At 52.1% G+C, this 14,225-nt stretch carries 10 protein-coding genes and 3 pseudogenes; 3 read left to right on the forward strand and 10 right to left on the reverse strand.

All coding sequences use genetic code 11. The features are described 5' to 3' along the window. Positions 1-178: 178 nt before the first annotated feature. From MIB40_RS19805 to senB, 7 genes and pseudogenes are all read right to left on the reverse strand, one after another. Positions 179-400: pseudogene (locus MIB40_RS19805) on the reverse strand (IS3 family transposase); the annotation flags it as partial. 258 nt (positions 401-658) lie between these two features. After that, positions 659-796: a hypothetical protein gene (locus tag MIB40_RS00005; protein ID WP_249689436.1), complete on the reverse strand. Its 138-nt coding sequence runs from the start codon at positions 794-796 to the stop codon at positions 659-661. Positions 797-1,020: 224 nt separating this feature from the next. Continuing rightward, the gene (locus MIB40_RS00010) at positions 1,021-1,512 is read right to left on the reverse strand and encodes a hypothetical protein (protein ID WP_249689437.1); all 492 of its coding nucleotides are present in this window, start codon (positions 1,510-1,512) and stop codon (positions 1,021-1,023) included. Positions 1,513-1,785: 273 nt separating this feature from the next. Continuing rightward, a complete protein-coding gene (locus tag MIB40_RS00015) occupies positions 1,786-3,291 on the reverse strand; it encodes a PhnE/PtxC family ABC transporter permease (protein WP_249689439.1) in 1,506 nt (501 codons plus the stop codon). Then, on the reverse strand, positions 3,284-3,934 hold the full coding sequence (locus MIB40_RS00020) for a phosphonate ABC transporter ATP-binding protein (protein ID WP_249689441.1): 651 nt from the start codon (positions 3,932-3,934) through the stop codon (positions 3,284-3,286). Before MIB40_RS00020 ends, MIB40_RS00015 begins: the two co-directional genes overlap by 8 nt. Positions 3,935-3,976: 42 nt before the next feature. Next, the gene (locus MIB40_RS00025; RefSeq protein WP_249690168.1) at positions 3,977-4,819 is read right to left on the reverse strand and encodes a putative selenate ABC transporter substrate-binding protein; all 843 of its coding nucleotides are present in this window, start codon (positions 4,817-4,819) and stop codon (positions 3,977-3,979) included. A 167-nt stretch (positions 4,820-4,986) separates the two neighbouring features. After that, on the reverse strand, positions 4,987-5,952 hold the full coding sequence (senB, locus tag MIB40_RS00030) for a selenoneine biosynthesis selenosugar synthase SenB (protein WP_249689443.1): 966 nt from the start codon (positions 5,950-5,952) through the stop codon (positions 4,987-4,989). A gap of 161 nt (positions 5,953-6,113) precedes the next feature. Here senB and senA point away from each other — a divergent pair, with 161 nt between their 5' ends. The 3 genes from senA to selD all read left to right on the forward strand — a co-directional run bounded on the left by senA (position 6,114) and on the right by selD (position 10,785). Further along, positions 6,114-7,460 carry a selenoneine synthase SenA gene (gene senA / locus MIB40_RS00035; protein WP_249689446.1) on the forward strand — a complete coding sequence of 449 codons (1,347 nt, stop codon included), beginning with the start codon at positions 6,114-6,116 and terminating at the stop codon, positions 7,458-7,460. A gap of 68 nt (positions 7,461-7,528) precedes the next feature. Next, complete coding sequence (gene egtD, locus MIB40_RS00040) at positions 7,529-8,527, forward strand: L-histidine N(alpha)-methyltransferase (protein WP_249689448.1); 999 nt, start codon at positions 7,529-7,531, stop codon at positions 8,525-8,527. After that, positions 8,524-10,785 (forward strand): selenide, water dikinase SelD, encoded by a 2,262-nt coding sequence (gene selD, locus MIB40_RS00045; protein WP_249689449.1) that lies wholly within the window; start codon positions 8,524-8,526, stop codon positions 10,783-10,785. The genes egtD and selD overlap by 4 nt, the downstream gene beginning before the upstream one ends. Before the next feature lie 6 nt (positions 10,786-10,791). Here selD and MIB40_RS00050 read toward each other — a convergent pair whose 3' ends face one another. From MIB40_RS00050 to MIB40_RS19815, 3 genes and pseudogenes are all read right to left on the reverse strand, one after another. Continuing rightward, positions 10,792-11,883, reverse strand: a complete 1,092-nt coding sequence (locus MIB40_RS00050; protein WP_249689451.1) for a GGDEF domain-containing protein — start codon at positions 11,881-11,883, stop codon at positions 10,792-10,794. A 216-nt stretch (positions 11,884-12,099) separates the two neighbouring features. Continuing rightward, a pseudogene (locus MIB40_RS19810) lies at positions 12,100-12,525 on the reverse strand (methyl-accepting chemotaxis protein); the annotation flags it as partial. 396 nt (positions 12,526-12,921) lie between these two features. Further along, positions 12,922-14,091: pseudogene (locus MIB40_RS19815) on the reverse strand (FIST N-terminal domain-containing protein); the annotation flags it as partial. Between the last annotated feature and the right edge of the window lie 134 nt (positions 14,092-14,225).

Here is a 14,225-nt window from a genome sequence, read left to right on the forward strand (position 1 = left end):
AATTAGTTACTCATTTAGATCCCGGATACATTACCGCAAACTAATTTGTCGTTATACTTGCAAAAGGAGGGCGAGTCATACATTACATTTGACACTCCACCCCATCAATAACATCCTTACCCAAAAACACTGCAGGTTATAAGGGCTCTGAGATTACCACAAAAAAACGGACACAAAATTAGGAGGCATATTTAGCCTCATACTCCATCAGTGTCATATAACTCAAAGTCGCATGCCGTCGAACCCTGTTATAAAACACCTCTATGTATCCAAAAATGCTTTTCCTGGCCTCTGCTCGTGTTCGGTAATCTTCATGATGAACCCATTCATTATTCAAACTACCAAAAAAACTTTCAGCTACCGCATTATCCAGACACTCCCCTTTTCGGCTCATGCTGCATAGCATCTGGTTTTCATGTAAAACCTTCGAAAACCTTCGGGGTCGAAAACCTTCGGGGTCAGGCCTTACATTTGACACACGCTCAAGACAGAATTCTTAAAGCATGTAAGACGTAAGGCCTGACCCCGATGATTCCGAACCACATCAAACCATAAAGAAGAATGTCGTGTGAATTATTTACCGAAAAAAACTAAAGCTTTCTAACTTTCTTACTCATCAACCGGAGCAAATAAGTGTCAAATGTAAGACCTGACCCCTTTAATTCATCTTGGCGTCAACAGGGTTCACACCACAAGCATCAACCCTGATCAAAACATCCGTATCACCAATCTCAGGCACCGGAAGATCAGACACTCTGAATTCATCGGTCTCGGGATCAAATGTAAGTGCTTGCATAAATTATCGCTTTGTTTGGTTAGACAGCACCCATTCAGTCGCTAATGGAAGTACTTTAAGTAAAGCTGCTTTTTTCACATTAGAAAGGCACTATCAGGCAGCGGTAAGCAACAACTGAAAAGGGTTAAACCAATACTGACCTCTACAGCTTTGATGCTCCCCTTCACTTGAAGCTGAGCTATTGCAGCCCTTTTACGGAACTACAACCTTTAACTCAACTATTTCTAATAGCCTCTTTTATTAAGCCATTTCGCTGCATATTTACCGCTGGCTTTAGCAATTTTTTCTAAACGATCACATGCCGTAAATGCCCACTTTGAATTTATTTTCTTAGAAAATTCATCAACAATTTCACCATTTTTCATTACTGAAACACTTATAATTGCTTCAGATATAGGCCTAAATGAAAATGGATGGAAGGCGTTTGGAGTTACGTCATTAAACTTCATTTTAATTACAAACTGATCATCACTGATATTGGTTATGTCTTTTGATAAGACACTATTTAATGAATAGGTCCTTGAATACAGCAAGAATGATGACTCCACCTCCTCAAGCATAAAACATTCATTTATTACATTTATATTAGTCCCTTTTGCATAAGTAGGTGGCGATACAATAAATTTCGCTTCAACCGGATCAACAAGATCCACTTTTTTAGAACTGCAACCGGATCCAACTGATATTATGATAAAAATAACTATAAACCTTACCATCGTTTTTTGACTCTCCTTTTCACGATTTAAATGAGCTGTTTGAAAATCACTTTATAGATTATAAAGACTCTGTAGCAGGTTTATTGAACCCCCATTAAGACGTATCACAACCTTCCCCACAATTGATTGCTTTCCAGTTATCAATTACTTCCTACATTCAAAAATCCAGGACTCTAGCCCATTAACACCAACTCAGTAATCTCTCTAAAATTCAGCTTATATGAAAACTTTATTTTCAGAATGCACTTCCACTCAATATCCCCTCTATACAATTTACCCTCCCGAAGAAACACCTCCCAGCTTCACCCCAAACGTCAGCCGCAATCTTGACCGAATATTGTGAGAAATCGCATCAACAGCCACATTGAGCGCCGCTGTGATTGCGATCAACACCATCGCTCGATCGAGGCGAATATCCTGGATGGCGCTGTCGATGTAAAACCCCAATGTGGTGATACCCAAAATGCCCAGGATGGCGGTTTCACGCTGGATAATCTCCCAGCGATAAAAGAGAAACGCGAGGAACTGATTATAGATACCCGGCAGGACTTCATAGGCGTAACGATTGATACCTGTCGGGCTGTCAGGCCGAAGTGACAATGCATGACTGTAACGCCCCATCAGGTGAGCGATGATAGCGCCATTGTGCAGCGCCAGGGCAATGACCGCAGGCAACATCGACGGCCCCCAAAGCGCCAGTAGAATAAAAGCCAGGATATATTCCGGGGTTGAGCGCATCACCACCAAAAATAGATGACCGAACATCCGACCGGCTCGTTGAAAAAAAAGTTTTGAGATCAACGGAAACCACAGCAGAGCAATAAAGCCTGTCAATACCAATGCCAGCTGGGTTAACAACAGTGTGTTGACTATGCCGGGCAGAGCATCGCTCACAAAAAGCTCCGAAAACCAACGCCACAGCCCCTCCAGCCCTTCACCGTTGCGCAGTGGTAATGGCACGATATCCTGGATAAAAAAGCGACTGACATTAGCCAGGGAAATAGTCGCATCATTAGCAATGATAAAAGGCGCTGCAATCAGGTACACAGGCAACAGCCGGGGTCGCGCCCAGAATTTCAAGCTGGCGATGATGACGTAGAACAGAATCAACAGCGCCCATACCTCAGCGTAGTTGCCCTCCATAAAGGCCGTGCTCAGGTAATAACCCAGCGTGGGTAAACCCACAAAACCCAGCACAGCACTGGAACGCAAACCGCACTCCAAACGGTAGCTGGTGTAACTGACAAAGTGTTGCCAGAGGGCCGGTAGCCGTGCGTAAAAAAAAGCGGATAACGGGCCTGCTCGCTGCCGCATAACCTCGTAGGCCCGGCGATCCCCCTCTTCCAGAATTTCAGCATAGACCTTGGCAAAGGTGGCCGCGTAGGGGATGCCCAGGGCTAACAATCCGGTCAGGGGGTGCAAACCAAAAATCTGTAAAAAAATCAGCGCCCAGAACAGTTCGTGCACAGCCCGCAAGGAGGCACATAACATACGTAACCAGCGCCAGTGAAACAGTTGCGCCAGACCAAAACCCACCAGAGCGCCACCCGATACGCCCAGTAGGGCAAAGGCCAGAGTCTGCAACAGAGCTGCTATCGGCGCTTCGATAGCCGCCAGAGACGGTTGCAACAGCCCACCAAATAGCCGGCCCAATTCGGCCCAGGGGTCGTAGGTACTGATACTCAAATCGGCAAAGGGAAGACACAGCAGTGCGGTGCACACGAACAACCAGCTAACTTTCCAGCGCCCCGAGCGACGATAGCGAATCGGGCTATTCACCGTAAATCTCGAGCAGATCCCTGCGTTGTAATTCCTGGGTCGGAGCATCCAGAGTGATGCGCCCCTGATCGAGACCAATGATTCGGTCGCAATAAGCCAGCGCCAGATCAATATCATGCATGGCCAATACCAGGGTATCGAAATGCTCGCAGAGCTGGCTCATCACCAGTTTGGATTGCTGCTCATCCAAAGATGATACTGGCTCATCTCCGAAAAGCACATCGCCACCCTGCATCATGGCTCGGGCAATGGCGGCACGCTGCTGTTGGCCACCCGACAGCTGTGCAACCGGCTCAAACAACTTATCATCGAGCTGTAAGCGCTGCAGGATTGCTTTCACTTCGGTCACCGGCAGCGAGAGCGGTTTCACCAGATTGACCAGGTTGTACCACAGAGGTTTGCGTTCGAGCTGTCCCATATACACGTTATGGTATAGAGATAAACTGCTAACCAAACCGTAATCCTGTGGCACCAGGGCAATTTTTTTAGGCAGCTGCTCATACAGCAGTTTCAGCAGAGTCGACTTACCCGCACCACTGCGACCTATCAACGCCACTTTCTGGCCGGCAGGAATCTCCAGACTGATATCGTGCAGGGCAACTTTATCGTTGTAATTAGCGTTGACGGAGTCAAGATGAAACATGGCGACAAAGTTGTCCTGACGGATAAAGAAACATTCGACGATTTAGTCGAGCAGGCCGATCTCTTTCGCGGTGTCCAAAATGGCCTGGTAATCGCTGTTGTCCGCTTCGATAAATCGGCTACGGGGGAACGCATCCAGCAATGCTTTGTCTTCCATGTTCAGTAACGCTTGCTTGACTCGCTCTTTGAAACCTTCCCCCCAGACTGCATCAACATCGCCGCGAATGCTCCACTGATAATCGGGATAGGTTGGCGTTTTCCAGATGACCGATACCTTGCTGGTATCCACCTTGCCAGCCGCTACGGCTTTTTCCCAGACTTTGTAGTTGGTTGCACCTACCTGATAGGAGCCGGCTTCCACCAGAGCGATGGTGCGCGAGTGATTGCCGCTGAAACCAACCGAGGGGAACAGCTCTTTCGGCGTTTTACCCAGCACATCACGAATGTAGTATTCGGGCATCAACCGACCGGACGTCGAACCTTTGGAACCAAAGGTAAAGGTTTTGCCGGCGATAGCCTTGGGGAATTCCTCGGTTGGTTGCAAACCGGTACTGTGATGGGCAATAAAGTAGGTGACGAATTCTGTGTCTTCATAACCCTGGGCGATGGCCTGAGAGTCTGGCACCAACAAGCGAGCCCGCACCCCCGACAGACCACCGAACCAGGCCAACTGTATCTGGTCATTACGAAACGCCGTAATGGCGGCGGCGTAGGAGTTAACCGGAACGTATTTCACCGGAACACCCAACTCCTTGCTGAGATAGGTGGCTATCTTGCCAAAACGCTTCATCAGCTGCGCCTGATCCTGATCAGGAATGGCCGAGAACACCAGGGTTTTGGTTTCAGCGCTGGCCGCACCCGAAAAGGTTGCCAACGACAACACCATCAGGGTCACGGTAAAAAATCGACTGATTAAAGTTTCCATCTTTGCTCCTAGCTATCCTGTTTCAGGGTTTTCTATATCTTGATCAATCCGTACTGAAATAAAAACATCTCACGTACGATACGAGTCAGCTCATCGATGTCTCTGGTTCAGTTCTTGGCGAGCCGCCCTCAAAACTGACTTAACAATCTTTGCCAGGCTTGGCTTTCAGCCGCTTCGCTAAAGCGCGGACGCAGCGCCAGACAGGCCTGTTCCAAGGTTTGATAAAATGCAGGCTCGCATTCTACCCGCATCAATAACTCGAACAAAGCGACCTCATCCCCAACCGGGAAATAACCCGGGTATTCGGGACCCAGCAAGCCGATGGAACCCTCAATGCTGGAAGCGACCACGGGTATTTTGGCCATCACGGCTTCGGAAATTACATTCGCTCCACCCTCCATCAATGAGGGTAACAGCAATAGCTGTGTGCGACGGTAAATACGGCGTATCTCTGCATGCGACACCTCATCATGCCAATGGTAACGGGGGTTGCTTGCCATCTCGACCCGAGCCCTATCCGCCCAGTCAGGGGTATGGGCTTTACCGTAATGATGCACCTGAATACGACTGCTACTGGGCAAATTGCGCACGGCCAGAGCCGGCCGCAGGGGGTCTTTCTCCTCTCGCAGATGCCCCATCACCGCAATATGAAAATAACGACGATAGGGATCGCGCCCGTTAACCGGCTTGGCAGACTGGTAGATTATCTGCATTTTATCCTGATACCGAGGGGGCAGCCGTTGGCCGATCAGATCGTGCAAGCCCACGAGCCGATCGGCCAATTCGATACTGCGCAGGGTTACTCGCGGATCGCTCTCCAGAAAACGGTAAGCATCGGTACCGGCGATACCGACGATCAACGGCCGGTCAGGGTAGCGATCACGATAAGCGACCACGGCCTCGGCGCTGCGCCAGGCATGCAATGCAATCATCAGGTCCGCCCGCTGGCCTTGATATCGGGTTGCCACTTCGACCCGATGCCCGAGTGTTCTCAGTATCTGCGCCCAGCGTGCCGCCGTGGTTCTATTACCCGCCAGAGAGGTTGCAGGTGCTGGAGTGATCAGAATAATGCGCATAGGGTGAGCATTGGCCATGGGGAAACGTGAGTATGGATCAAAAACGCTCGGCTGGCATCTGCAGTGTCTGAATCCGCTCAGCACTCACCCGGGGTTCTATAGGCTATTATTTCGGTTTGGCTACTATTGATAGCTGCATAAAAGTACACTCTGCCCAGGTCATTAAGAAAGGAACAGCCATGGTTCGGCTTAATGCTCAGAAGATCGCCCGCCAGGCCGTAGACGCCCATCAGCGCACTCTGGCCCTGATTGATGGTTTAAGCCCCGAGCAGATGATGGGGCCGCGGCTGGCCACTGTTAATCCGCTGCGCTGGGAGATCGGCCACGTCGCCTATTTCTACGAGTACTGGGTGCTCCGTCAACACCTCAAGCAGCCCCCGATCCGCGAAGATGCCGATCAACTCTACGACTCGATCAACATTGCACACGACGACCGCTGGGATCTGCCGCTGCCCTCTGTTGCCGATACCCGGGCATATATGGAGCAGGTTCTTGAGCAAATCCTGCAAGCGTTAAACAGTGGTGACGATCCCAGGCGGGACTATCTGGCGCAATACGCGGTGTTTCACCAGGATATGCACAACGAGGCCTATACCTATACCCGTCAAACCCTGGGCTACCCGGCGCCTTCGCTGACATCCGGGGTGGCCTCCTCCGCCGAACTCTTTGCTCAAACCCCTTCAACCCAGGCTACCTCCCCGGCGGGAGGGGATGTTCACATTCCCGGTGGCCGTTTTATGCTGGGTGCCAGCCGGAACGAGGCTTTTGTCTTTGACAACGAAAAATGGGCCCATGAGATCGATATCGCGCCCTTTGCTATCGCCCGTACCGCGGTCAGCAACGGTGATTACCTGGAGTTTGTTGAAGCCGGTGGCTACCTGCAGTCAAACTATTGGGATGAGGCTGGCTGGCAATGGCTGCAGCAGAGCGGCTTGAGCCACCCCTGTTACTGGCGCCTGGACGCCAGCGGATGGCAGCTTCGCCAATTCGACCAGTGGCACCCTTTGCCCCTCGAGTGCGCCCTGATCCATGTTTGCTGGCACGAAGCCCAGGCCTATTGCCGCTGGGCCGATCGGCGTCTGCCGAGCGAAGCCGAATGGGAAGTCGCCGCCAGCGCCGAACCCGATACCCGATCGCATGCCAGCAACCTGGTCCTGCCCAATCGCAAGCGTTACCTGCCCTGGAGCCACCAGCCAGCATCCGAGGATGACCTTACACCCGCCAACCTCGATGGCTTTGCTTTGGGCGCTCTCGATGTTTCGGCTCACGGCGCCGGGGACAGTGCTCTGGGTTGCCGACAGATGATCGGCAATGTCTGGGAATGGACGGCAACCCCCTTTGGCCCCTTTCCCGGGTTTACGCCGGACATGTATCAGGACTACTCCCAGCCGCTGTTTGGCAAAACCATGGTGCTGCGCGGTGGGGCCTGGAGCACAAGGGCGCGCATGATTCGTAACACCTGGCGTACCTATTACGGTCCGGAGCGCAATGATGTTTTTGCCGGCTTTCGCACCTGCGCCCTCTAGAGCACCACTGAATATCTTCCATGCTGATCGACAAGCGTCATCCTCCTATCTGCGGAGACATCCATAAAATGACAGATATTCACTTTTATGATGAACACTCCGCCCGCGATGAGTTAGCCGAGGATATCATCACCGGACTCAACCAGCGCCCGGCCAGTATCCCACCCAAGTATTTTTATGATGCCGAGGGCTCCGTCCTGTTCGATGCCATTACCCAGCTGCCTGAGTATTATCCAACCCGCACCGAAATCGCCATTCTCACTGACAATGCCCGTGATATCGCTGACCAGGTGGGAAGTGGCAGCCTGCTGGTTGAACCCGGCTGCGGCAGTTGCGCCAAGGTTCGAATTTTACTGGAGGGTTTGCGGCCTCTGGCCTACGTACCCATGGATATCTCCGGCGACCATCTTCGACTGGCGGCCGAAGCCCTGGCGACGGATTTCCCCTGGCTGGAAATTCATGCTTCCTGTACCGATTACAGTCGTGTTATGCGCCTGCCCCCCAGCGTTCCGGACGGTATTAGTCTGGCATTCTTTCCCGGCTCCAGTATCGGCAATTTTGACCCGGCCGACGCCATCAATTTTCTGACGGCTATTGCCCATCTGGTTGGCCAAGGAGGGTATCTATTAATTGGCGTTGACCGCAAAAAATCCCACCAGATTCTGCAAGCCGCCTATGACGACAAAGCCGGCATTACGGCACGCTTTAACCTTAACCTGTTAACCCGTATCAACCGCCAACTGGGCGCCGACTTCAACCTCAACCAGTGGCGACATCAAGCCCTCTATAACGAGCTTCTGGGCCGCATCGAAATGCACCTGGTAAGCCGATGCCCACAGCGCATAACCCTGGGTGGAAGAAAATACGATTTTGCCAAAGGTGAAACCATCCACACGGAAAACTCCTACAAGTACCATCCGCAAGAATTTATTGATCTGGCTGCTCGCGCAGGCTTTGCGGTGCGGGCACAATGGAGCGATCATCAACAACTGTTCAGCGTGTTGCTGTTTCAGGTTGAAACTCCTGCGGTCAGCAATACTAAAACGGGACCCCACAATCGATCATGAAGAGCAACTCATCCGTAGTAGTGAAGGATCTGGTATTGGTCGGCGGCGGCCATGCTCATGTGGCCGTATTAAAGCGTCTGGGCATGAAACCGGTACCCGGGTTAAGAATCACCCTGGTCACGCGAGACATCCATACGCCCTATTCCGGCATGTTGCCGGGTTATGTCGCGGGGCTGTACGACTACGACGATTGCCATATCGACCTCGGCCCACTGGCACGCTTTGCCGGGGCCCGGCTCTATCATGCCAGCGTTGAACAACTGGACCTCGGTAACCAGCAGATTCTCGCCAGCCATCGCCCACCCATTCATTACGACCTGCTGTCCATCAATACCGGTTCCCGGCCCGGCAGTATTGATGTACCGGGGGTCGATGAGTTCGCCCTGGCCGCCAAGCCAATCGATCGCTTTTTAATAAAATGGCAGCAGCTGGTCAGTCGCGTGCTGAATTCTTCAGGGCCCTTTCGAATACTGGTCGTTGGCGGTGGCGCCGGTGGAGTAGAGCTGGCGCTCTCCACCCAACACCGTTTGCAACAGGCATTGGTCAAGGCCGGCGGAGACCCTGGTCGTTTGCATTACAGCCTGGTGACACAAAGTGAGGGAATTATGTTTATGCATAATCCCGGAGTGCGCCAACGGTTTGAACGAATTTTTAACGAACGCCATATTCAGATACAAACCAACCGACGTGTGATTGAGGTTTCGGCCCAGGGGGCCCGACTCGACGATGGCAGCCAACTCGACGCCGATGCCATAATCTGGGTCACCACGGCATCGGCACCGAGTTGGCTTGCCGCTTCCGGGCTGGCGGTCGATGAGGCGGGTTTTGTACGCGTTGATAAACAGCTGCGCTCCATTTCCCATCCTGCTGTTTTTGCCGCGGGTGATATCGCAGCCCTGCCCAATCCTCGCCCCAAATCCGGCGTGTTTGCTGTGCGTCAGGGGCCCATACTGGCGCACAACCTGCGCGCTGCCGCCAGTGGTCAAGCCCTGCGACCTTATCGCCCCCAGAAAAACTTCCTTGGCCTGATCAGCACCGGTAATCGTTACGCCATCGCTTCGCACGGCAATTGGTCCCATGAATCGGCGACACTGTGGCGACTGAAGAACTGGATCGACAAGCGCTTTATGCGCCAGTTCAATGAGTTGCCCAAGATGGCAGAACCCGAGTCACCGGAACTGGCCTCGGGCATCGCCGATGCCAAGGCCATCAAGGAACTATCAACACTGGCCATGCGCTGCGGCGGATGCGGTGCCAAGGTCGGAGCTACAGTGCTTAACCGGGTCATGCAGCGCTTACCAAACCAGCAGCGAGATGATGTCCTAATCGGCCGCGACGGCGCCGATGATTGCGCCATGCTGGCGGTACCCGATGGCAAGGTGATGGTACAAAGCGTCGATTACTTTCGCGCCTTTATCGACGACACCTACACCTTCGGCGCCATCGCCGCCAATCATGCGATGGGCGATCTCTATGCCATGGGCGCCGAGCCCCAATCGGTGCTGGCCATCGCCACGGTCCCCTACGGCCGCGAACGGGTCGTCGAAGAAACTCTTTACGATGTGCTTGCTGGCGCCCTGCACACATTGGAGCCCACCGGCGCCGTGCTGGCCGGTGGGCACTCCAGCGAAGGCGCCGAACTGGCGTTCGGGTTAACGGTAAACGGTTTGATCGATCCCGATCGTGTCTGGCGTAAAAGTGGATTGCAAGCGGGTGATGTTCTGATTCTAACCAAACCGGTGGGCACCGGCACGCTGTTCGCGGCCGATATGCGCGGTAAGGCCAAGGGTCGCTGGGTCGATGCGGCGATCACATCCATGTTGCAGTCCAGTCAACAGGCCGCTGCCTGTTTGCAACAGTTTGGCGCGAGTGCCTGTACCGATCTGACCGGGTTCGGCATCGTCGGCCACCTGATCGAGATGACCAAAGCCTCGCAAGTCGATGCCGTACTGGATCTGGACGCCTTGCCGCTGCTGGACGGTGCTCTGGATACGGTAGCTGCCGGCATTCTATCTTCGTTGCAACCGCAAAACCTGCGCCTGCGCCGTGCCATTCAGGATATCGAACACAGCGCTCGGCATCCGGCATTTCCACTGCTGTTCGACCCGCAAACCGCCGGCGGCCTGTTGGCAGGTGTGCCATCGAAGCAGGCCGATGCCTGCATCCTGGCACTGCGGGAAAGGGGTTATCGAGAGGCGGTGATCATTGGTCGTATCGAGCCACTGTCGGACCAACAGGCACCCATCCGCATCGAATGACTTCGGCTAGGCGGGTGCACCATCAAAACATTCGACGCGATTACGCCCCCCTTGCTTGGCCAGATAGAGGGCCCGATCCGCGGCGCCAAGGAGTTGGTCGAAGCTGTATTGCGTGTCACCGACACTGGCCACACCGATACTCGCCGTACAGAGTATTTTGTGATCCTTGGCAATCTGGATAGGATGGGCTTCAATCAATTTACGGAGCTTTTCTGCTACGCTTTTCGCTTGCGCTTTGTGCAACCCGGGTAGCAGCACCGCAAACTCTTCACCGCCATAACGCGCCACAATATCGCTGCCTCGACTAGCTTGAACCATCAGGCCGGACAGACTCGCCAGCACGGTATCACCAACGGTATGGCCATAATGGTCATTGATCTGTTTAAAATGATCGAGATCCATCAACAACATCGACAGGGGCTGCCCATATCGATGCGAGCGTTCGCATAACACATCACCCTGATTCAGTAATTTGCGCCTGTTGGCCAGGCCCGTCAGGGGATCGGTCGTTGCCTGATGTTGTAGCTGCCGCTCGCGCTTCTGGATCTCACCGGTAAATACCAGCATGACCACATAGACCTCCAACAGACTTACGATCACGGTTGATCTAAGTAACCAGCGAGCCTGTTCATCGGTCATATCAATCAGGGATGGTTTGTTGCCCAGCTGTTCACAGATCAGGAACAACAGGACGGCGGCCAGGCTAAACGCCAGGCATTCCCGTCGCTCATCCGATTCGAAAAACAGAAACACGCCCGCCGGCACCAGGAAGTAATACAGATGAATTCCGGTAGCCCGGTTCATTAGCACTGTCGTCAACACCAGCACATGCAGCATCAAGACAATGAAGAAGCAGGATTTCGCCCCTCGAATCCAACCCAGGCGCATCAGCAGGAGCGGCATCAGGTAGGCAATCACAAAGCCCAGGTTCATCAGACTCAAGGCAATAGAGTTCAACGCCAACCAATAAAACAGCAGATAACCCGAGGCGATAACGCTGGTGATTATCGACACCAGATTGGTGACCCGTATTTTATAGGCCGACTGCCCTGTGCCTAGATGGTCAATGCCAACATCAAAAAATCTGTGCAATGTCATCCGCTGTAAACCCTTGCACAGTAACGAAGACCGGCAAATTAGTGGCATGAAATAGAATGGCTGTCAGGTTAGTTGTAACAACTCTATTATTATTGGCGCCTTTACTGCAAGCACAGGGTCAAAAGTGGAGGCCGTACCCAGATGACTCTGCCCCCTGAAAGTCCCGAGTACCCGGACTGTTTTCCCCGATGCACTTCCTGCCCCGACACCAGAGCTTCAGCCAAGATCACATAAGCGGCCCAATTTTTCTGATGTGTGTTGAATATCTTTCATTTCCACTTGCGTTTGCGCCGCCAGTTCAGCGCCAGAATCGGCCTGCAATACTGCTTCTTCCGAAATACCCTGCAACTCATTCACCACATCATAAACCGTACTTGTGGTTTGCTGGGCGTGTTCGGCATGGGTTTGCAGCTCGGTCACCGACTCAATCAATTTCGATACCGCGGATTCTACCGATTTAATCACCTCGCCGGTTTCGTCCAGATTGGACTTGGTGCGTTTACTCAGACTACGTACTTCATCGGCCACCACCGCAAACCCTCGACCTTGCTCTCCCGCACGAGCCGCCTCTATGGCAGCATTCAATGCCAGCAAGTTGGTCTGTTCGGCAATCTCCCCGATACTGTTAATCACGTTAATGATCTTATCAGTGCTGGTATTCAGATTGGACAGGCGCTCCATCAAATGATTGCGCTTGGCCTCTTGTTCGGTATTGGTTTTTTGTAATTCGGTAATAATGCTGTTTATTTTTTCCTGTTCGGCGGCGCTGGTTTTTGCCATATCGGCGAGTGCCGATAGTTTGCTATTGGTCGTTTCAACAATAGGTTGGTATTTTTCCAACGAGCCAATTAAATCCGCCTGCAAGTGGTTGATAAACTCTTTCTGTTTAAGCTTGGTTTGCAAATAGTAACACTTGCAATCGGCCAGTCGACGCGGAAAATTCCGCACTGAAATATGACGCCTGGCATTCTTATCCCGTTTGGCAAATAACAAACAAACGGCCGTATTGTTCTGGTGCTGGCCCATTCCTACTTCGCCAAAAGATGAGAATCCGCTCATTTTTCCAACCAGGCCATAGTCAATATTGGCCAAGTCGTTCGGTGCGTTTTGTAATCGGCGTAGTACGCAATCGGTTAATAGCATGGCTTCCGGCTGACCATCAACCTCACCGATAAAATTGTTCAACGCCTGGTTACTTTCCTGCGCGACATTTTTGACCCGCACCAACTGTAACTCTTCACCAAAGGTGGAATCACAGAACAGGGATATATGACCCGCCTCGAGATCCATGGCGGCCACCGAGCGAATCATCAGCTCACCATTGATTTCGACTGCAAACGCATAGGTGCTCATTTTTTCTTCCAGCGATGACGATTGGCACTGAAATACATCGCACAGATAGTCGATGGGGGTACGCAAGTTATTCTGCTGATCGATAATGGTTTTCAAGGTGCGACTGGTGTTATCGGCCTCGGCCACCAGAAACTTGCCTTTCGACGAATCTTTTTCGAAGTTGTGGCTCTTGTGAATCGCGTATTGATAATCATCTTGCAAACGAAGGAAGATCAATAGCGCAACATCCTCCTTCATGGCGCCGTTATAGCCCAGTGCGGCGCTGGCAAAATCCAGCTTGCCACCGGCAGAACCACCCACCAGGTCGCAACTCCAGTCGAGGTTCTGGGCTCGATAAAAGCCTTCCAGAAACTGGTTTTCCATCGCCGTCAAACCGGAAAAATAACACAGGGCGACGCAACTATTATGCTCCACCGGGAAAGCGGGTTTCAGGGCTTCTGCACTCTTTCGGAGTGTTTCCACATGCCGGTCGATATCTTCATTACTGGTATGCGCAGGAATGGCGATCTCCTTGACATCCACCTGCTGTATAATCTGTTCACTGAACAGGTGAATAACGACCTTGGTATCTTTTTCGGAATAGTAACTGTCTTTGTCGTTCTTATTCGCCAAGCAACCCGAAGACATTATAGTGACGACATGATCACTGATGCTTTTTAGTGCATTGACCATAGCGCTCACATCCCCAGGACGGTCATTGACCTCGGGGGGTAAATAACAAAGTACCAATGGGTAGACCTGCTTGGGTAGGTTTTGCAGTTCCGCAGCCACCGACCGAGGCTCCAGATGCAGTACTAGATTGCTTTCCAGGACTGGGTTGCGATCTTTTGACGATGAAAAGAAATTAAAGCTCATTGCAGCTTCCTTAGAAGTCTCTGTTGTGATGCCCGACTGATACACCCCGCATTCTGGCGACGGACATCGTCAAGGGGAAAGTGACCATTTCGCAAAACAACCGATATTAGAGTAATTACTTTAAAGCTTTATTG

Source organism: Aestuariirhabdus haliotis, from assembly GCF_023509475.1.
Classification (GTDB): domain Bacteria; phylum Pseudomonadota; class Gammaproteobacteria; order Pseudomonadales; family Aestuariirhabdaceae; genus Aestuariirhabdus; species Aestuariirhabdus haliotis.